This window comes from Agrobacterium sp. 22117 (assembly GCF_052045735.1).
GTDB lineage: Bacteria > Pseudomonadota > Alphaproteobacteria > Rhizobiales > Rhizobiaceae > Agrobacterium > Agrobacterium cavarae.
In genome coordinates, this window is sequence record NZ_JBQEPP010000006.1 from 1 (window position 1) to 19,074 (window position 19,074).

The window sequence follows — 19,074 nt, forward strand, 5'->3', positions numbered from 1 at the left end:
GTCCTCGCAAAAAATGCACCCCAACTAATCACGCTAAATCCCTTCCCCAAGACAGCTTAAATCAATTTATATTTTTCCAACTCAGCAAATCTACGCTTTAAGTGGCCAATCCCTACCACTGGTGAACTCGCGTCGCTCGAAAATCACGCGCAACAACCTTCTTTAGAGTAAATTATTCCGATTACATAGTATAAAATAGATATTATATGTATTAATTTAGTATATATAGGTACAATATACCATAAAGCCTCTCTCGCCACCTTTGCCGCCGTTGACAACAAACCGAACCGATGGCGTAAATGACAACATGATTGCGACGGTACTTATCGAGCGTTCCAAACTGCTTTGCCAGACGGTGCGATCGTCGAGATCGTTGACGTGATCCATGCAAATTTCGATCTCAGGGCCGCGGCCTAATCAGCGACGGCAATGCAAACTGCTGCCCTGGGCTTGTTACTCCCAGGTCCTGGAGAAAAACGCCGGCAGCCCAATGCTTCAACAGCGATTTCTCGAGCGCTGGATAGCTGAGGTCAACTTTCAGTACCACGCGCTCGCAGTAAGACTGTTCACCTATTATAGTCACTATAGTCATTACGGTTAAAGTCGAAGTTATGAAGGTACCAACACACGGTGAAATGAACTGGACAGTCGCAGGTGCGAAAGCAAAGCTTTCGGAAGTTATGGAACGCGCTCGATCGGCACCTCAGACGATTACTCGCAACGGAAAGCCAAGTGTGGTCGTCGTTTCCGCAGAAGAGTGGCAGAGGAAAACCGGACGTAGTGGATCACTGGCAGAATTTCTGTTGGAATCGCCTATGCGCGGCGCGGATCTGGATCTTGAACGACAGCATGACGAACCACGTGACCCGGCGCTGTGATGCTGCTTCTCGATACAAATGTTCTGTCGGAAGTAACGAAACCAAGCCCAAATGAAGATGTCTTGACATGGCTTCACGAGCTAGACGAAGACCGTACGTTCATCAGCATCGTGTCTATCGCTGAAATTTGCCGCAGTATCGCTTTGATGGAAAAGGGCAGAAAGCAAGAAGCACTCGACAAATGGCTGACCGATGATCTGCCCCAACGCTTCGAAAACAGGATCATTCCGGTGGAGGATTTGTCGCCCGGGCCTGGGGCGATCTCATGGCGCTCGCCAAGCGAAGCGGTCGGGGGCTCGCCTCGATGGACGGAATGATTGCAGCCACTGCCGTCGCTCATCAGTTGTCGCTTGCGACGCGAAATACCAAAGATTTCGAAGGCCCCGGAATCAATATCATCGATCCGTGGAAGACTTGATCAGGTCCTGTTCGTTGGAGAGTTCCAATTAGTCGGAACGCTGCACCCTCTGCATTTGGCATCTAAGGGCCAATTTCGTAAAAAACACCCTCGATCTGGGAGGCCAAGCGTCGGCGAGATTAAATAATGAATTGCTGCCGAGGCTTAACCTCTGGCTGACTCAGTCGGAATCGCTGCCTTTTGCATCGAGGGCGGAGAGATCTTCTCTCAAACGAACCGCCATATCCATTTTCTCGTGCAGGATGCTCATAACGCCGAGATCGCCGTTATCCAGCGTCCGGAAGAACAGATAGTGACGCTCGTAACGACTGAAATAGGCCTCACGCTTTATGTCGGATGGCACAGCAAGCCTTTGCGGAAGACGCCGCCAGAGAAGACGATTGTCGCAGAGACGATGCAAGTGCGCGTGCAACCCTCTCAGGTAGGACTCGGCTTGCGCTTCGCCCCATTGCTCCACTGTGTCACGCCAAATTTTATCCTGCGCTGCGTCCGCAGGGGCGTAAAAACGGTACACGGGCATGATCAGCTGCGTTTGTTGCGGCGGATTACATCATCGGCGGTCACTGCCACGAACTCGCTATCATCCGCGCGCATGGCGGGAGCCAGTTCCTTTTGAAGAGCCTCCCACGCTTCGTCTCGCGTGTGAAGGTCTCGTCGGATCAGAGCACGGATGTATTCGCTGGCGTTCTCATACAGCCCCTCGTCGCCGATTTGCCGCTGTATATGGTCTTGCAAAGCCCCGTTGACCTTTACGTGAATGCTACCGGATGGCATCAGACTGTCCTTTCGTTCTCCTGAGACTATCGGAAGCGTAGCATATATTGTCAATATTCATCACGCCCTTTCTCCGTCCTTTCGCCCATCCTGAAGATCTCTGCCGGACGACAGCTGCTTCCACATCGTCCGCAACTTAGTGGTCGTCGCCCTAGTGCTATGTCCGACCCCATTCTTGAGGTCAAATACTCCCGTTGTAGCCTTGCGCCAACGGCGGCTACGGCCGGTCCCGAGATCGATCTTTCTGCTCACCCCTCCAGACCAAAAGCCTTGGGCAATAGAGATCAAGCGAAGCGTGTCGCCGAAACTCGAAAAAGGGTTTCACCTTGCTCGCGAATATCTCCAGCCGCTAAAGCGCATTGTCATCACGTAGTATATGACATCATGGTCCATCCAAGCCGTACCCACGTTGTAAGAGATTAGCTCAATGTCCCTAATTGCCAGCGAAAACCGCTTCGGCGCATTTCGCCATCCCGCCTACCGGCAATTTTTCTCCGCCCGCTTCCTCTCCGCCTTTGCAGTGCAGATCGTCAGCGTATCGGTCGGCTGGCAGATGTATGAGGTCACGGGCAACGCCTTCTATCTGGGCCTGATTGGGCTTTTTCAGTTCCTGCCATCGCTGCTTCTCATTCTGGTGACCGGAACGGTCGCAGACCGTCATAATCGCCGCATGATCATGTCGCTTTGCCTACTCGTTGCCTGTGCCTGCGCGGCAGCGCTGCTGGGACTGACCCTGGCGCATGCCTTTACGCCGTCGCTAGTCTTCCTCATTCTCATCCTGTTCGGGATAGAGCGGGCGTTTATGGGTCCGGCTGTGCAGTCGCTTGCGCCGAATCTGGTGCCGGAAAGCGATCTGCCTAATGCGATCGCTTGGAACTCGTCGTCATGGCAACTAGCGTCCATTCTCGGCCCGGTTGCCGGTGGCCTGCTCTATGGCGCAAGCCCGGTTGTATCCTATTCAGTCGCGCTCACACTCTTTGCGCTCTCGGCTATGCTTGCCTTCATGATCAGGAAGCCGGAGCAGCGGACAACACCACGCGCGGTGACGCTGGAAAGCATGCTCGCAGGCTTCCGGTTCATCTCTCATGAAAAGGTGGTGCTGGGCGCGATCTCTCTCGATCTTTTCGCCGTTCTTCTGGGTGGTGCGGTCGCGCTGATGCCGATCTTTGCCAAGGAGGTGCTGACGCTTGGACCGTGGGGGCTTGGCCTCTTGCGCGCGGCACCAGGCATTGGTGCGGTCATCGTCGCGATCTTTCTGGCCTTCCATCCGATCCGCCACCATGCCGGCGTAATGATGTTTGCAGGCGTCGCCCTCTTCGGTGCCGCGACGGTGATCTTCGGGCTCTCGGCTACGCCATGGGCGTCAATTACCGCGCTGGTGGTCATGGGCGCAGCAGACATGGTGTCGGTCTATGTTCGTGAAACGCTGATCGCGCTCTGGACGCCGGATGAGGTGCGTGGCCGTGTCAACGCCGTCAACATGGTCTTCGTCGGGGCTTCCAACGAACTGGGCGAATTCCGCGCGGGCAGCATGGCATCCGTTTTCGGCGCGGTGCACTCCGTCGTCATCGGTGGGATCGGCACGCTTATGGTCGCGGCCATCTGGGCGGCGCGTTTCCCTAAGCTTCGGAAGATCGATAGTCTCGAGGCGCCGGAAAAAGGTAGATTGCAATGATCGGGGGCAACTGAGATATTCCGACGGCGGCTTGATCACAGACCAGTGCGGCTGGATCAGCTCCCACCGCACGCGTCGCAGTTCCGGCCAAGAGGTCTCTTCCTTGCGAAGCTGAGGAATTACAAATGCCGAGACTGGCGCATTCCTAGGCTTCAGGCGAGGTCAGGGTGACAGTCGGAAAATATGATTGGTAACGATCCACATGTCGCGTCAGCAGGGAAGGTCTTGTATCGCTGCGTGGGCCCCGATGAAAAACTCAGGCAAAACACCGTTACGAGTCCCGCCACCGCGGCGATATCTGGTAAAAGCCTTACCTGCCAGGAATAACGCCGCGCGAGGGAAAGGGGTGAGCTTCAACCCCGCCTGATCAACAAAAGCATCAAGCGCTTCTATCCGCTCATATCGAACAGATAGTTCCGCGTACACAACATCATTGATGCACCGCGGACCTCAAACGCTTGCCAGTTCGAGCTGCTCAATTGACCAGTCGGCCCAAACCGGGTCGTCCGTCACAAGATCAAGCAGGACATTTGTATCGACAAGCGTCACTCGTCACCACGGGTCAGAGCCAGGATGGCGTCGGTACCCAGACCTTCACCAGCATGGCCGCGCAGCTTGGCGAAACGCGTGAGCGGCTGTTTCTTGTCAGCCCTGACAAGAACTATCCTTCCATCGGGGGCTCGAACAAAATCGACCGAGCTTCCTGGTGAAATGCCTAAAAGCTCGCGTACGGCTTTTGGAATGGTGACCTGCCCTTTGGCCGTTACAGTTGTTGCCATGTCAAATCCCTGTAATACCGACGCAAAAGATGGTATTACTTTCGTGCCTCTTTTTCAACTTGTCCGTGTCGAAAACGGCCGTTAAGGCCCAGGCACCAGATCATCAAAGTAACATACCATTTCAGACCGGCCGAAGGGTGACGGACCGGACTTCTCTCCAGCTACATTTTCCCCGCTTCAGAATTCATGGGTCTGTCTTCGACGTGCTGATCTGCGATCAAAAGCGGTCAACGAAGCTCTTTTACGACTAAGGTCCTGGCCTAACCGTTACTTGCGCACCATACACCTCTCGCAGATCGTTCTGGCCAGGCTGACGATCACTTGCCTGATGGAGAAGCCTGGAGGTGTACCCAGTTTCGCGCGTCCCCTCGATCAGCGTGACGTCGGAATTACCGGGATTGACGGATCGTTCAAACCAGTCAACCGGATGCTGAAAGAAACTCATCTCGAAGGCGCGATTGGTAACACCGTGGCCGACAATCACCACGTTATCGTGGCCGTTTCGCGCCTCGTGCATAATTGTTTGCAGAAACAGCCGCATCCGCTGCGCCACATCTGCACGGCTTTCGCCATCGGGCGGCCGGGCATAGAACTTGCCGCTGTTGCTGCGTAGTCTCGCCCATTTTTCGAATTCGTCGGGAAATTTCTGCTTGCGCTCAGCATGGTCATAGATTTCCGTAAAGAGCCCGAAATCCTGTTCCCGCAAGAGATAATCCTCGCGGACCTTGCCGACGCTCTCGGCAGGCAAGGCGTCAAGGAGAGCGTCCTTGCTTTGCCGCGTGCGCAAGAAAGGTGAGTACCATATGCGCAACGGCTTTGACCCCGGTTCGGTCAGTCCTGCAAGATAAACTGCGATCACAGATCCAGCTTCACTGGCCTGGCGATATCCCCACTGCGTCAACGGGACATTGTGATCGCCAAACTGACTGTAAGCCCGCTCGTCCAGATTACCCAGGGATTCGCCGTGACGGACAAGAAAGATGCGCATAAGCTATCCTGCTTCAAGGGTTTGGATGCCACCTCTCATATGAACCTGTGTCGACAGATCGACGTAGTGGCGGCCTTCAGGACCCTCCATTATCATATGACCCCAAACAGCGAGACCGCAAAACCGCGTAAGCGTCAGCAAATTGCTATGATCGTCCGGATGTAAATTGGCCGCCGATCACGAAATTCCTGGCGGTCCAGAAAGACTAGCTTTCTCCTAAAGAACTCAATCAACGCGGCTGACGTTATCTAAGTCCGACCAAATGATGTTTTGACGCCCTCTCGTCTTCGGTAAAAGTCCAACAATCCCCTCATCAAGCGGGTCTACCTTCAGTGTTCGGTAAATTCCGCTCTTTCAGTTGATGCGCAAAGAACTGGCATTCATCGTAAGGATGTTCTACCCGCAATAGACCGATATCTATGAGACGGCCCAGTATGGCGATCCTGTTCAAGACGACAATTTCTGAAGACAAAGCATTCTCCAGGATCGAGCAATTGCTGAATTCTGGCGTTGAGTATGATGGCTATTTCAGTGTCGCGGACGATACCGGCGAGACGCCGCTGCCGTGGGGGCCCTCCATGAGCGCCGAAGAGTTCCTTGCCAAAGTCAAAGAGCAACTGGAAGTGACCTGGAAAGCCGCGCGCTTCTGGGTCATCTATGAACGTCGTGGGGACGTTGCAGATCCTGATGCGATCGTCATGCGCAACGCGGCGTTTCGCATCACCCGTGGATACAACGGTGTCATCATCGCCTCGTTCAGTCTTCTAGGACGACACGACGCATCCCATGATCTCGAACTTGTCTTCGTCTGTTTTCGGGAGGACTTCCAGCGCCGAAACTTTAGAATTCGCTTCGAGAACAAGCCAATTATCCCTCATTGACGAGCATGACATCGATCCGATAGGCTGCCATCTGAAGGTCTGCTGAACGATCCATACGCTTTCGCCATGGGTTGAATGCCGCATTAATTGACGCTATATTGCGTCATAAATAGCGGGAAATACGTGGGATTTTGGTATGGCTCTGACACAATATGCTGATGATGGCTTGTTTGCGCCCAACAAGATCGCCGACGTTCTTCACACCACAAGCGAGGACATCGCGCGTAGTGCGGGACTAGGCAGAGACGCCGTCCAGCGCAAAGACCGGATCAGATCCGACAAGACCCAGAGGCGCCTGCGTGAAATGGTCGAGGTCGTCAATAAGGTCGAGCCTCGGTTCGGATCTGCGCTGATCGCCTATGCCTGGTATCGCTCAGAACCCCTTTCAGGCTTTTCCGGCCACACCGCAATGCAACTCGTGCGAAACGGCAGGGCTGATGAAGTGCTCGACTATATCGATGCTATCGATGCAGGCATCCATGCCTGACCGTGCCAATGCACTACAAAGGCAAGCTCTACCGAGCGCTCAATCCGCTCTACGCCCGTGAGCCGCTTTCTGGACGGGGTGTCGAACTTTATGGCGGCAGGTTCAATCCAAAGGGTATGCCTGCACTTTACACGTCACTGACCATCATGACGGCGCTTAGAGAAGCAAATCAGGCGGGAAGTCTGCAACCAACCACGCTCGTATCCTATGACGCAGATTTCGAGACGTTGTTCGATACGCGAGACCTGAACCTCCTAGAAAAACACCGGATAACTCCTCAAGCGCTGAGTAACACGACCTGGCGAGACGAGATGAACCTGCGCGGTGAAGCGCTAACGCAGCAGCTTGCTCGAGATCTAAAAAACGCCGGTTTTCACGGCCTGGTCGTCAGGAGTTTTGCTCCTGGCACGACCGACACTGACCTCAATATTGTACTGTGGACATGGGGAACGTCGCTCCCAAACCGTCTGTCAGTGATTGACGACGAGCGCCGATCATCGAGATAGCATCAACCTTCAGGTCCTTCCGCAACACCCTAAGCGACGAGATAGAGCCTTGGATCGAGATCCACGTCAGGCATCAGCATCACCATCGGAACTCGGAACGAACGCAGGCAGATCCTCGTCGCTATCATGCGGCTGAAGCAGCGCATTGACAGCCGGCACCATCGACTGCGGAATGAACATCAGTTCGAGACCAAGCGCACGCGCGATATTCACCAACGTGGTCGCGCGGGCAGCGCTACTCCCGGTCTCAATCTCGCGGTAGCGTGGTCGCGATATGCCCGCCATCTCGGCGACCTGCTCCTGCGTTAGACCCAGCCCTTTTCGCGCCGCCCTTAGAAGACCGCCTATTTCAACCAGGGTTTCCGACTTCATTGGCACATGATCTCCAAACATATCTTTGGAGTTAATATTGATACGTTCGCGTATCCTTTAAAGTGAGAGCCCCCAACAGAGTACGCATCGATCACCCGGTGGACCGCACTGCGGCAGGCGCCTAGCGCACCAGACCTCGGAGGCTCCTTAACAGCGCAGACGGCCGCGGCGGGTGTAGAGTGCCCATTTGGTGATAAAACACCTGAGCCGTTACTCACCGCCACCGGCAATAAGGCGTTTGCCTTCGTCGGTAAGGATGAGGCGAGGAACCCCGTTCGAGGCGACCTCTCTGACGAACGCTTCTTGTTCAAGATTGGCAACCGTGGAAGTCGATATACGGTTGTCGCCAACCAGCCAAACACGACCAGAACGCCGCTGGTAGCGATACTGGTTTATCGCCGACAAGGTCCGGATTGCGGTCTTCGACAGCTGCTTTTCACCAGACGTCGTCATGACGGGTCCCATGAATGTTCTCTTTACGTTCATGTGATGGCGGACCCACGAGCTTTCAACTGCACGCCCGGTCATTCAGATTTAATTAAATATGTTCGCAAATACTAGTTAGCAGGGATGATCGAAACGGGCGTGGACAAGTTGAGTCACCGATAGCCATTGGAGCCACACATGTCCCCGCGTACCGTGCTCGTCGTAGAAGACGATCTTCTGATCAGACTGATATTGGCTGAGGCACTCCAGGACGACGGGTATGCTGTCGCCGAGGCCGCGAACGTTCTCGAAGCTGTCGCGGTGGTTGGACGTAATCCCTCCTTTGACGCGCTGGTCACTGACGTCGATATGCCAGGGCATCTGACCGGCCTTGATCTTGCTGGTATGGTAGCGAACGTGTCTCCTCGAACGCAGGTCATTGTCGTTTCAGGTCGTGATGTCAGCGACGATATGAGGACGGGCTGGGTTTTCATGCCAAAGCCTTACAGCCTGGATCAGCTCCTAAGCTTCCTAGATAACGCCCAGGGCGTCGCAACCGAGGCAGCTGAGATGGCGCGAGCAGTCTGAACATGCGATAGCGACGCTCTATGACAGCAGTTCTCGGCATTGATGCAGCATGGACATTCACAGAACCAAGTGGCGTAGCTCTGGTTGAACGTGACGGCGTTGATTGGCGACTTGTCCGGGTTGCGGCGTCCTACCAAGCGTTCCTTGCTGATCAGGATTTTGAAGTTGGTAGACATCGCGGTTCGAAGCCTGATCCACATGCTCTCCTTTCGAAGACGGCTGAACTCCTCGCAACCCCTGTCGGTGTTGTCGCTATCGACATGCCTTTGTCGACTGACCCCATTACTGGACGGCGCGTTTCCGACAACGCGATTTCTTCACTCTATGGATCGAGGCATGCTGGTACGCATACGCCAAGCCAAACCCGGCCCGGAAAGCTCAGTGACGACCTGACCTTGGGTTTTGCACGAGCAGGCTATCCGCTCCTGACATCCGGAGCATCTTTTCCTGCTCTCATCGAAGTCTATCCGCATCCGGCTCTGATCGAACTGGCAAAGGCAAACCGCAGGCTCCCTTACAAGCACGCGAAATCCCGTAAATACTGGCCGGGGGCGAGCCTTATAGATCGTCGGCACAAGCTCCTAAGCGTCTGGGCAGGCATCGTCAGCTTGCTGGACTGTCGCATAGAGGGCGTGGCATCCGCTTTGCCCCTGCCCGACCCGTCCTCGCGAGGCCATGAACTGAAAGCTTACGAGGATTGCCTGGATGCAGTCGTATGTGCCTGGGTCGGCACATGTTTTCTGGACGGAAGCGCTACAGCGTATGGCGACGATACTTCGGCCATATGGGTGCCTACAGCTGGAACCTAGCCGTACCGATCGATCTTGGTGCCAACGGTGCTAAATCCCACATCAATACGACAAAGACGCCCGACCATTCATCTACAGACCAAATTCAAAGTGAGGACGCTCGAATGGCTTACAAGCCGAGGCCGGGAGAGGTTTGCTTGTTCGAAAATGAAAAAGCCGGACACGACACCGCTCCTGACCACCGTGGGTATTTCATCGCAGACCGCGACATAAAGGCCGGAGAAAAGGTCGAGTTCGCGCTGTGGGCTGGACGAGCAGATAGCCCGCGTTCATTTGGCGGCCGCCTGTCCGCGCAAAAGAGTTCGCCTGAACCTCCACCGCTTGATCTGTTTGGGAATCCTGTTGAAACCTCTGAGTGAGTTTCGCGATCCAATCATGTCGGCGCTTGGGGCGCGTGCTGTAGCGAGCTTACAATCCATCCAAAATCAACGGGCAATGGTAGACAGAGACGTTTCAACATCGAAAGCAACGGCGCCATATAGGCAGCACCATCGCCGGCCTGGTCGCGCTGAGAACGATTACCCATCGCGATCGAACACGCAACGAATAAGACAATTATCCTGCTGGCGAGTTTCGGGATGGCTGCAGCCATTTCGATCCTAGCACGTGTTTCCAGCATGATTGTGCCGTATCGATGAGCGCCGCCAGGCAAGACCAAATCATCGGTCAGCCAGCCGATCGCCATTCAGGAATTTGTCCAGTTCAGCGGTGCGGGATCTGGATAGTTGAACTTCTTCGGCAAACTGCGGCCACCGATCTACAGCGTCTCTTACCTGCTCTATAACTTGCCTGGCATCATGATCGGAGATCGAAGCCCCTCTGGAGACCGCTAAGAGGTGTTTCATGCCGGGAGCTCTACCCTCTCCGGCTACTGCAGCGCTATGCTCACCGCCCGGCCCAGACGAGAACGTAAGATCGTATGCAGGTGCCAAAGACCACCGGCCTTTCCCATCCATAAGAAATGCATGATTTTTGGCATGGTCGTCGCGATTTTTCGCGTAAACATTGAAGACCATATTGCGAAACATCTTGAGAACTTCGGCAGCATCGCGGGTCACAAGATGGGTCAGCTTGTGAAGTTGCTGATAGTCCACGCTGGCCTCGCGATGGCTGGCATTCAACAGGCCGCTTGCCGTGTGCATGTGAAGCCTGCCGGCAGATGTCCTGTCAAAACGTTGCGTCGCAAAAAGCCGCCTGCCTTTCCGGGTCTCCAACAACCGCGTGTCAGCCATTGTCAGTCCTGCAGCTACCGCCATCAGCGCATAGGCCCTTTCTTCAGCGCCGATCTCGGGCGGATCATCGGAACTTGGTGCCTTGACCATCCATCTTTCGAACCCCGCAGCCAACGGTTGGCCATAGTCAAGAACACAGGTGTTTTCCGCCTTGTTGAAGCCGATCATAATCTTTGGACGCGCACCTGCGGATCCACCTTGTGCGCCCTGCAAACGATCTATGTCGGCAATGTCCATCTGCGTTTGTACCAGTTCAACCTGATCAGCAAACCAGTCCAGATCATTCTCTGCCTGTTGTTTCTCATCATCTGGCAGTTCCGGAACGTATGAGAGCGCGCCCATGCCCGATCGTCCTACGGCCGACAGACGCTCAACTGGCGTGAGCCTTGTATAGTCAATGCCCGCTCGCTGGAGACGGCGGTCTAGCAAAAGACGACCCCACCCGTCAGGCAGGCTGTCGTTGAATAGCCCGTGGAGCCCGTCGAACGGATCCCTAGGCGCCGCAATCAACCCGATGGCTGCCATCATATGGAATGGTGAGACCAAAAGCGGTGCTGCCAGAAACTCCGCAGCGTACTCGAAGTAAGCCCTGCGTTCCCTGCCACTCCAGGCCAGAGTACCGACCTTCTTCTCATTACCTTCGATATCGAGATGAACCTTAAGCTGCTGGATCGGCTTGAACTTCATTTCTTGCGCACACGCTGTTTGAGAGGACGATCAATAACGTCGTTGATATCCTGCGGCGGTCGACCTGGAAACAAGCGTTCGAATTCCGCTTCCGCCTCAAGGGCAAACGCGATTTTCACGACGCTCTCGAGTGAAATTTTTCCGGTTTCTTCAAACAGTCTCAGCGATCCATAAGACACATTCGATCTCGAAGCCAGTTCACGCTGCGTCAACCCATGCTCAATGCGACGACGCTTCATTCTCTCCGCCATCCCCTCGACAACGTCCGCAGGGGAAATCATCTTAAATGCTAACATATTATCACCCAACGCCAATATCTGCTATTAATGCTAGTATAATAGCATTTATGTGAAAGACAAGTTAGCGAGTTACCAGAGCGTATGGACGGCACGGGAAAAGGCAAGGGCATCGTTCACCCCAATGTCCCTTTCAAAGAAACGGGTTCACTAGCGCCCACACTACAACAATAAAATGCCCCGAAACGGGCGGACAATCGGCCGGTATGTCGAGTTTTGTGCCGGAACGGCGAAGCCACTGAACCGGCGCTCGACGTCAAATTCCACAAAGGCGATGACTTCGAGATCGGCCTTTTGTCGATACAAGGTAACGGCAGAACCATCATATTTCGATGAAGACAACCGAGCGGTCGGCGGTTTCCAGAAGCGTGTCGGCGACGGTGCCATAGGAAAGATCAGCGCCTGCCCGCCTGTTGACGCCCAAAATAATCAGATTGAAGCGGCCTCTTCGAGCATGCTTGAGTATGGCCAGTTCCGGTGATCCCTGCTGCGATGTGACCTTCTCCAACGGCAGACCGTAGAACTCTGCAATTTGGTCAAGTTGCTCGAACGCCGATTGCTGGACACCACTCGTGTCGCTCACTCTCGACAGAGACGCTGCCTGTGCAGGATCCTTGAAATACACTGCAGCGATCGATCCGCCGGTAGCCTTTGCGATGACAAATGCAAACTCTGCTGCGTTCAGCGAACGCTCTGTCCCGCTGACAGGTACAAGTATACGCAACTGACTATCCGCTTCTGGAAGATGTCCTCGAGCCGAAACGATCGCCGTCGTCCCACTGAATGCGTCCACCATCGCTGTGTGCCGACCACCGTACCCACCGCCCTCGGCCGTGCTTGGCTCAACGCCGACGAACATCATGTCATGGCCTTTGTCCGCAGTCTCGGAGAGGATGTCGTCCAGTTCCCCGTCCTTTTGTCGGATCGTGACGTGGACCTCGCCATCGGCCGAAGCTTGCTTGACGTCGTCTATTTGCAGGGTCGCATCGGCAGTGCTCTGCACGCGCTCGCTGACCTCTTTCGCGCGACTGTCCGGCATACGTCCCGCCAAATCGTCAGCTCGGTCATCGCCGGGTTCGTCCACGACATCCAGAACGGTAATTGGCATCTTGCGCACGGCAGCGAAATGTCCAGCGATGCGGGCAGCAAGATCGCTGCTGGCTGAATGGTCGACCGCAAGCAGGATACGCTCGAAATTGGACAGGAAGCTCTTTTCCTCGAAGGATTCAAGCCGCAGGCGATCCTCCTCATCTTCCCGCATCGGCAACCGCGCCAATGCCCACCGCAAAGTGGGTGGCATAGCCATCGTTGTCACGACTGCCATAGCAACGATCACGGAAAACAGACGCTCGTCGAGCACGCCGACCGATAGCCCTATGGAAGCGACAATAACTTCAGTTGATCCTCGGGCATTCATTCCGCACCCAAGCGCGATAGCCTCTGGATTGGAAAATCCACCCATTTTAGCACCGACAAACGCACCACCGAATTTTCCAAGACTGGCGATCAGGATCAGTCCTACAGCCAGAAGCAATATGGACGGGTCAGCCAAAAGGCCAAGATCAGTATGGAGCCCCGTCAGGCCGAAGAAGACAGGCATGAACAGCGCAGTCGTCAAGGCGCGCAACTGTCCTTCGATCTGGCGTGTCAAGATCGGGGACTGACCGACGAGAATGCCCGCGACAAACGCGCCCAAGACAGTGTGAACACCGATCAAATTGGTGATGATCGCCATGCCACCCATGATGGCGATAATTGCGCTTAACACGGGCAGATCACTCTTGAAGGTATCGTTGACCCAACGAATGATCTCAAAAACGATGCGCCGCCCGATCGTGAAACTGAAGGCCATGAACGCGATCGTGCCGATGACGCTTTTTCCTAGAATTGCGACATCCACAGTGCCACTCGTCGCCAGGCTGAACGTCACAGCGATGATAACCCAGCCGATCGTATCATCGATGATCGCTGAGGCGACAATCAACTGACCGACGTTACGGCGCATGAAGTCCATCTCGCGAACGACGGACGCGACAATCTTCACCGAAGAAATCGACAGCGCGGTTCCAAGAAAGAGCGATGTGACCAATCGCGCGTCGGGATCGGGCAACAGACCTGCAGGGATAACCTCCCCCAACGCAAAACCGAGTGCAAACGGCACCACGATCCCGGAGAGGGAAACTCCAGCTGCCGCACGACGCAGCCGCAACGCCAGACCGAGGTCCGTTTCCATACCTGCAAGCAGGAGCAAGAACAAAATACCGAGTTGGGCAACGGCGTCTGCCATTGCCTTTTGCGCCTCGCCGTTCGGGAATAACGTCGATTGCGCTTCCGGAAACACAAGACCGAATACCGAAGGACCCAGCAAGATCCCGCCGATGATCTGGCCCATGATCGACGGCTGCCCAATGCGCACCATAGCCTCACCCAGCAATCTGCCGACGACCACAAGAACAATGATCTGGATCAGGAACAAGGCCTCTGAGGGACCGGGTGACTTTCCATCGGCGGCAAAGGCCGCGCCACACGTCACGAACGTGCCAACTATCGGCAAGGCCCAAAGGCTAAGCCGGCCAGAATTCACCTTGATTTTCATTCGATGGAAGCCCCGCGCATTTCTGGCGATAAAACGGGCGAGATATTTGAATGTTCCACCGAGAGAATTGGAGACGGTGCCACCAGAACCGTTAGTTTCAACCCGCTGATCCAACTCGCAACAAAATCATCTCCGACGCTCGCGTCAGCTCGACAGAAAACCTTAAGCCGGACGCAGCTGCCAACTGGCCCGGCAATCTGGGTCCTCCAGCTAAACCCGATCCGTCCCTTCTCCTTCATCAGCAAGAGGTCCCGCCGTCCTCGAAAAGAGCGAAAGGCTTCATTAGACTTGTCTTGAAAAAGCGATCGGTTCAAAAGCAACCCGTTACAGCGCCTCTACACCACGATACTGAACAGGCGCTTTGACCTGAGCAAGATTCTAATGCCAGGCGGCACATCGACTACGAGCTGGCGCCGAAACTGACGATCTTCTCAGAATGCAAATGAGGACCGAAATGACATCACATCGACTTTCCAAACCCCTGATCCGCTCGCTAGCCCTTGCCGCATCCCTGATCCTGCTCTCGGCCTGCGATGACAGCACGTCGAGCCAATCAGGCCAGGCGAACGAGGAGCAAACCGCAAGCGAGCAAGCAGAGATCCAAAAGTACAATGCGTATGTAGAGGTCGCCAATTCGGTTCAGCGCTCTTACGCTGAGGATCTGGCAACGTACCAAACTACCGTAAAGCCCGTGCTTGACGGCAAGAAGAAGGAGGACAACCTTCTCTTCCCGTCTTCGTCGCCTATGGGCCGGATTAAGGAAAACCTGGACAAGGCACGCGCGATGAAGCCTGACATGGCCGAACTCGACGGGCCAGCGAAAGCTTATTCCGACGCATTGGCGAAAGCGGTCCCGCTTGACCGCGACATGGCCAACTACATTGAGGCCAAAACCTATCTGAGTGACAAGGGCGCGCATGGCCGCGATACACAGCCTGCTTATATCGCCGCTATGGAAGAACTGGCCACGGCCCAGGCAAGCTACAACAATGCCATAGAGGCGAAGGACCGCGCCCGCATCAAATCCGCCTTCGACAAGACGGAAAAAGACACGCTCGCCTATTTCCGGATCGGAATGGTCTATCACATCAAGGACAGCATGGATCTCGCCTCCGGCTTCTTGAGCGGAACAGGGCTTGGCGACAAAAAAGAAGCCTTTAAGGCCTCGCTTGACCAGTTCAATACTATGGCAACCGGTTATGACAATAAAATCAGGGAGCAAAGCAACGAGGGTTGCTCGGCCATCATGTCCAAAGCCAACGCTTACCTCTCGACCGGAAGGCAGATCGTCAGCAGGACAGAAGACGGCTCCTACGAAAAGGACAAGCAGCAACGCTCCCAGTTCCAGATGATGCAATCGCGGGAGCAGCAGGATGCCAACTCGCTGCTGCAGGACTACAACAATATGATCAGCCGACTGAACATGAATCAGTGCTAAGCCGGAGACGATCAATAGTGTCGCGGATCACTCGCTGATCCGATGGCTGATTTCCCTTAAGTCTGCATTCCATGTTGTTCCAGCGTCGAATGCAGACCAGGTCATGATCTTGTAAATTGGGATGAGAGCCTGATCCCAAAATGCTTCCACGGCCTCGATATCCGTGCGAACCCGCCAAGGATCATTCCCAGTTGCTCCAGATCTATCGATAAGCGGGCGCCTGCGATCATGCGATGCGGTGGTCTGCAATATTGATTCAGCCCGCCCAGCCGCGTGTGCCTTGCAGAGGTCTCCTCCTTTACAACTGTTCTTTTCACCGCAATGCTTCGCGTTGGTGGGCTACCCGGGGATCTCAAACGAGAGATAGTGCTGAATGGTCGGCGCAAAGAGCGAGGTGATCGTGCCTGGCGACATCGTGGCAAGTGGCTCGAGCTTCAATATATGTCGCCCGAGCGCCAGACCAAGCATCTGTGATGCAACGAGTGCTGCTCTCGTACTCGCCTGATCGACGCCGGACCGACCGATTGCAGCGCATAATTGCTTTTCGAAAATCTGCCTCAACTCTTCCCGTGCGCCCGTGTGGCTGATCGCTGCACGCAGGAGCGCTTGCAACTGCCCGTCGCTGCGCACGCCTTCCCACCGATCCAGAAAATGCCGGACCAGCACCTCCCCCACCCCCTCTAACGGAACACCATCCAGGCCGGGCAACTGCAGGTCGATCCTGGCAGCCGCTGCGAACAGGCCCTCTTTGTTGCCATAGTAGCGGATGACCATTGCAGGTGCCACGCCAGCGCCGGTCGCAACGGTCCGTATCGTCGTTTTCTCGAAACCAGACTGAGAAAAGCATTCGCGCGCTGTTGCGAGAATGCGATCTCTCGTGGGTTGAGAACGGAGGGTTTTCGGTTTGTCGCTCGACTGGCTCATCAGCCTAACCTGCCATCAGTGGTCGAATTATGCAAACACTTGTTTACATCAAAGATCTTCCATGCAAACATGTGTTTACATTTTCTAGCGAGGTGTAGCCATCATGTCAGCCAATGTTTCTCCGATCCTGATTGTCGGCGCTGGGCCAACTGGCCTCTCTCTAGCAATTGCCGTTAGGCAGCGAGGTGCTCGGGTAATCGTCATCGACCGGCAGACTCAAGGCGCAAACACATCGCGCGCCGCCGTTATCCACGCGCGGACCCTGCAGGTCCTCGAACAACTTGGCGTCACCGCAAAATTGCTTGAGGAGGGCATTATCGTACCGAAGTTTCGTGTTCGTGATCGTGACCGATTGCTGCTCGACGTAGACTTCGGTGAACTTCCAGGACGCTATCCCTTCACGCTTATGCTGCCACAGGATCAAACCGAAGCCATCCTGCGCACCCGTCTGCTAGAGCTCGGCGTTGAGGTACAGTGGACCACTGAACTTGAGAGCATCGCCCAAGAAGGAGATCGGTTCGCGGCACATCTGAAAAGTCCGGACGGAAACATCGACATGCATGCTTCATGGGTGGTCGGATGCGATGGACTTCACAGCAAAGTCAGAGAGGAAGCCGAGATACCATTCGTCGGTGGCACGTATCGGCAAGAGTTTGTTCTTGCCGATGTCAACATGGATTGGCCGCTTGCCCGCTCCGAAGTCGATCTTTTCTTTGCCCCGCAAGGACTGATGGTGGTGGCGCCTTTGCCGCATGACCGTTATCGAATTGTTGCGACCGCCAGCAAACCACCAGAACAACCCGACATGTCGTTCATTCAGAGACTGCTCTATGAACGTGGTCCACCCAGTGAATCTGGCCGCATCAACGATGTCATCTGGAGCTCACGTTTCCATGTTCATCACAGGCTGGCAGAGAATGTCATTTCCGGCAATATCATCCTGTGCGGCGACGCCGCGCATGTCCATAGTCCGGCCGGCGGCCAGGGCATGAATACCGGCATTCAGGATGCCGTTTCGCTTGCCGATCCACTCCTCCACGCGATGAACGGAGATCGCAGCCAGCTTCTGGGCTGGGCTGATGCCCGACAAAAAGTTGCACGTTCTGTTGTCCGGCTTACCGATCGCATGACAAGACTTGCTACGCTTCGATCCCCCGCCGGCTGTACGGTCCGCAACGGGATCTTGAGCACGATCGGTCGTATATCATCGGCAAGAAATGCAATCGCTCGGCGGATCGCCGGCCTAGACCATTAGAACTTATGAGCCAGCATCCTGATCGAAAACTGATGTTACGTCTTGGCCCGCGAGACATCCCGCTCCAGCTTCTGGATATGCTCGTCGCAAACGACCTTCACCAACGCCAGGAGATGCGCCGTCCGCTCACCGAGCCAGACCAGAGCCTCTTCGCTGATCTCGAAATGCTTGGAATATCGAGCCTTAACATAGGCTTCGTTGATTGTGTTAAACCAAGCTCTCTGCCGATGGTGATCCCTAGGAAACGCGTCCACCAGTCGAAGATCCTGCTCTTCAGCTAGCGATCGAAGGAACTTCACGTTGTGCGAGGGCGGACCGTAATTTGTGAGGGTCAACAAGACACACGCGTAAGCTTGCTCAATCGTCTGATGCAAACTGAAGGCAGACCAATTTGACCAAGCGCCTCCAAGTTTTCGCCATTGCTCCAATTGAAACCGAGACGTTTCCAGAACAACTTTTGCCTCTGAAAATCTTTGAGCGAAGTGGTCCTGCGCCGCATTCAATCGCTCCTCCGCAGTGAGTAGTCTCGGCTCGGCTAAAGGCTCGTCATCCAGTTCATAGAGAGCGATACCGTCCTTGCGAATATCCGAAAAGAAGAAGTTGCCCTTCTTCAGCTCTGTGTTCACCTCGCGCAGTGAGTGGACGATGAACTGTGTGGGCGTTTCGATAAAGCTGTCACGGATGATCCGGTCAGCGGCCTTATACCAATAGGTGGCATGGTCGGTCAGTTTGCGATTGTTGACGATCACCAGCAAATCGAAATCCGAGCGATAGCCCTTCATCGTATGCGGCTCATCGACAAAGGTGCCGCGGGCATAGGAGCCGAACAGTATGATCTTGAGAATGCGTCCGCGCTTCTTGAAGTCGGCCGTGCCTTCGTTCAGCGCATCTTCGAACTCCTCGTGCAGGATCTCCAGCGCACGCGCGAGCTCTCGCTGCTTTCTATGCGGGATATGATCGAGGGAGGATTTCATCATGGGAACGGGGTCTGACTGGCTTCTAATTATCGCTGCGATGTCATCGCGCTGGTGGTATCCATGAACCTTATACGCTTCGCAACATTCA

At 54.9% G+C, this 19,074-nt stretch carries 22 protein-coding genes and 2 pseudogenes; 11 read left to right on the forward strand and 13 right to left on the reverse strand.

What is annotated here, in order from left to right; genetic code table 11:
* The first annotated feature begins 611 nt into the window (after positions 1–611).
* Positions 612–878 carry a type II toxin-antitoxin system Phd/YefM family antitoxin gene (locus ACTJKV_RS17225; protein WP_112520232.1) on the forward strand — a complete coding sequence of 89 codons (267 nt, stop codon included), beginning with the start codon at positions 612–614 and terminating at the stop codon, positions 876–878.
* Positions 875–1,296 (forward strand): annotated as a pseudogene (locus ACTJKV_RS17230) (type II toxin-antitoxin system VapC family toxin). The gene ACTJKV_RS17225 and the pseudogene ACTJKV_RS17230 overlap by 4 nt, the downstream one beginning before the upstream one ends.
* 160 nt (positions 1,297–1,456) lie before the next feature.
* Here the strand turns inward: ACTJKV_RS17230 and ACTJKV_RS17235 are convergent.
* Together ACTJKV_RS17235 and ACTJKV_RS17240 are read right to left on the reverse strand one after the other, a co-directional pair.
* Positions 1,457–1,816: a type II toxin-antitoxin system RelE/ParE family toxin gene (locus tag ACTJKV_RS17235; protein WP_112520233.1), complete on the reverse strand. Its 360-nt coding sequence runs from the start codon at positions 1,814–1,816 to the stop codon at positions 1,457–1,459.
* 2 nt (positions 1,817–1,818) lie between these two features.
* On the reverse strand, positions 1,819–2,070 hold the full coding sequence (locus ACTJKV_RS17240) for a ribbon-helix-helix domain-containing protein (protein ID WP_112520234.1): 252 nt from the start codon (positions 2,068–2,070) through the stop codon (positions 1,819–1,821).
* A 427-nt stretch (positions 2,071–2,497) separates the two neighbouring features.
* On the opposite strand from ACTJKV_RS17240, the gene ACTJKV_RS17245 reads away from it, so the two are divergent.
* On the forward strand, positions 2,498–3,745 hold the full coding sequence (locus tag ACTJKV_RS17245) for an MFS transporter (RefSeq protein WP_112520235.1): 1,248 nt from the start codon (positions 2,498–2,500) through the stop codon (positions 3,743–3,745).
* A 145-nt stretch (positions 3,746–3,890) separates the two neighbouring features.
* Here ACTJKV_RS17245 and ACTJKV_RS17250 read toward each other — a convergent pair.
* From ACTJKV_RS17250 to ACTJKV_RS17260, 3 genes and pseudogenes are all read right to left on the reverse strand, one after another.
* Positions 3,891–4,294: pseudogene (locus tag ACTJKV_RS17250) on the reverse strand (type II toxin-antitoxin system VapC family toxin).
* Positions 4,291–4,524, reverse strand: coding sequence for an AbrB/MazE/SpoVT family DNA-binding domain-containing protein (locus ACTJKV_RS17255; protein ID WP_112520236.1), 234 nt, complete (start codon positions 4,522–4,524; stop codon positions 4,291–4,293). The pseudogene ACTJKV_RS17250 and the gene ACTJKV_RS17255 overlap by 4 nt, the downstream one beginning before the upstream one ends.
* Before the next feature lie 247 nt (positions 4,525–4,771).
* On the reverse strand, positions 4,772–5,512 hold the full coding sequence (locus ACTJKV_RS17260; RefSeq protein WP_112520238.1) for a phosphoglycerate mutase family protein: 741 nt from the start codon (positions 5,510–5,512) through the stop codon (positions 4,772–4,774).
* Between the two features lie 434 nt (positions 5,513–5,946).
* On the opposite strand from ACTJKV_RS17260, the gene ACTJKV_RS17265 reads away from it, so the two are divergent.
* From ACTJKV_RS17265 to ACTJKV_RS17275, 3 genes are all read left to right on the forward strand, one after another.
* Positions 5,947–6,393: a hypothetical protein gene (locus tag ACTJKV_RS17265; RefSeq protein ID WP_112520239.1), complete on the forward strand. Its 447-nt coding sequence runs from the start codon at positions 5,947–5,949 to the stop codon at positions 6,391–6,393.
* 136 nt (positions 6,394–6,529) lie between these two features.
* Positions 6,530–6,880 (forward strand): MbcA/ParS/Xre antitoxin family protein, encoded by a 351-nt coding sequence (locus ACTJKV_RS17270; RefSeq protein WP_112520240.1) that lies wholly within the window; start codon positions 6,530–6,532, stop codon positions 6,878–6,880.
* A gap of 8 nt (positions 6,881–6,888) precedes the next feature.
* The gene (locus tag ACTJKV_RS17275) at positions 6,889–7,386 is read left to right on the forward strand and encodes an RES family NAD+ phosphorylase (protein ID WP_112520241.1); all 498 of its coding nucleotides are present in this window, start codon (positions 6,889–6,891) and stop codon (positions 7,384–7,386) included.
* A gap of 66 nt (positions 7,387–7,452) precedes the next feature.
* Here ACTJKV_RS17275 and ACTJKV_RS17280 read toward each other — a convergent pair whose 3' ends face one another.
* Together ACTJKV_RS17280 and ACTJKV_RS17285 are read right to left on the reverse strand one after the other, a co-directional pair.
* Positions 7,453–7,758, reverse strand: coding sequence for a helix-turn-helix domain-containing protein (locus tag ACTJKV_RS17280; RefSeq protein ID WP_144623231.1), 306 nt, complete (start codon positions 7,756–7,758; stop codon positions 7,453–7,455).
* Positions 7,759–7,968: 210 nt separating this feature from the next.
* Positions 7,969–8,223 (reverse strand): hypothetical protein, encoded by a 255-nt coding sequence (locus ACTJKV_RS17285; RefSeq protein WP_162693004.1) that lies wholly within the window; start codon positions 8,221–8,223, stop codon positions 7,969–7,971.
* A 159-nt stretch (positions 8,224–8,382) separates the two neighbouring features.
* Here ACTJKV_RS17285 and ACTJKV_RS17290 point away from each other — a divergent pair, with 159 nt between their 5' ends.
* The 3 genes from ACTJKV_RS17290 to ACTJKV_RS17300 all read left to right on the forward strand — a co-directional run bounded on the left by ACTJKV_RS17290 (position 8,383) and on the right by ACTJKV_RS17300 (position 9,940).
* Positions 8,383–8,772, forward strand: a complete 390-nt coding sequence (locus ACTJKV_RS17290; protein WP_112520244.1) for a response regulator — start codon at positions 8,383–8,385, stop codon at positions 8,770–8,772.
* A 260-nt stretch (positions 8,773–9,032) separates the two neighbouring features.
* A complete protein-coding gene (locus tag ACTJKV_RS17295) occupies positions 9,033–9,581 on the forward strand; it encodes a DUF429 domain-containing protein (RefSeq protein ID WP_440599330.1) in 549 nt (182 codons plus the stop codon).
* Positions 9,557–9,940: a hypothetical protein gene (locus ACTJKV_RS17300; RefSeq protein WP_186330314.1), complete on the forward strand. Its 384-nt coding sequence runs from the start codon at positions 9,557–9,559 to the stop codon at positions 9,938–9,940. Before ACTJKV_RS17295 ends, ACTJKV_RS17300 begins: the two co-directional genes overlap by 25 nt.
* Before the next feature lie 14 nt (positions 9,941–9,954).
* Here the strand turns inward: ACTJKV_RS17300 and ACTJKV_RS17305 are convergent, their stop codons facing one another.
* From ACTJKV_RS17305 to ACTJKV_RS17320, 4 genes are all read right to left on the reverse strand, one after another.
* Positions 9,955–10,266: a hypothetical protein gene (locus ACTJKV_RS17305; protein WP_112520247.1), complete on the reverse strand. Its 312-nt coding sequence runs from the start codon at positions 10,264–10,266 to the stop codon at positions 9,955–9,957.
* On the reverse strand, positions 10,241–11,500 hold the full coding sequence (locus ACTJKV_RS17310) for a type II toxin-antitoxin system HipA family toxin (protein WP_144623233.1): 1,260 nt from the start codon (positions 11,498–11,500) through the stop codon (positions 10,241–10,243). The genes ACTJKV_RS17305 and ACTJKV_RS17310 overlap by 26 nt, the downstream gene beginning before the upstream one ends.
* Entirely contained in the window at positions 11,497–11,808 is a 312-nt protein-coding gene (locus ACTJKV_RS17315) for a helix-turn-helix domain-containing protein (protein WP_438372030.1), read from the reverse strand. The genes ACTJKV_RS17310 and ACTJKV_RS17315 overlap by 4 nt, the downstream gene beginning before the upstream one ends.
* A gap of 310 nt (positions 11,809–12,118) precedes the next feature.
* A complete protein-coding gene (locus ACTJKV_RS17320) occupies positions 12,119–14,392 on the reverse strand; it encodes a cation:proton antiporter domain-containing protein (RefSeq protein ID WP_144623234.1) in 2,274 nt (757 codons plus the stop codon).
* 454 nt (positions 14,393–14,846) lie between these two features.
* Between ACTJKV_RS17320 and ACTJKV_RS17325 the strand changes: the two genes are divergently transcribed.
* The gene (locus ACTJKV_RS17325) at positions 14,847–15,830 is read left to right on the forward strand and encodes a YiiG family protein (RefSeq protein WP_112520494.1); all 984 of its coding nucleotides are present in this window, start codon (positions 14,847–14,849) and stop codon (positions 15,828–15,830) included.
* 339 nt (positions 15,831–16,169) lie between these two features.
* Here ACTJKV_RS17325 and ACTJKV_RS17330 read toward each other — a convergent pair whose 3' ends face one another.
* Positions 16,170–16,754: a TetR/AcrR family transcriptional regulator gene (locus ACTJKV_RS17330; RefSeq protein ID WP_440599136.1), complete on the reverse strand. Its 585-nt coding sequence runs from the start codon at positions 16,752–16,754 to the stop codon at positions 16,170–16,172.
* 103 nt (positions 16,755–16,857) lie between these two features.
* Between ACTJKV_RS17330 and ACTJKV_RS17335 the strand changes: the two genes are divergently transcribed.
* Positions 16,858–18,009 carry an FAD-dependent oxidoreductase gene (locus ACTJKV_RS17335; RefSeq protein WP_112520250.1) on the forward strand — a complete coding sequence of 384 codons (1,152 nt, stop codon included), beginning with the start codon at positions 16,858–16,860 and terminating at the stop codon, positions 18,007–18,009.
* Positions 18,010–18,044: 35 nt separating this feature from the next.
* Here ACTJKV_RS17335 and ACTJKV_RS17340 read toward each other — a convergent pair whose 3' ends face one another.
* Positions 18,045–18,986, reverse strand: coding sequence for a nucleotidyltransferase and HEPN domain-containing protein (locus ACTJKV_RS17340; RefSeq protein ID WP_144623236.1), 942 nt, complete (start codon positions 18,984–18,986; stop codon positions 18,045–18,047).
* Between the last annotated feature and the right edge of the window lie 88 nt (positions 18,987–19,074).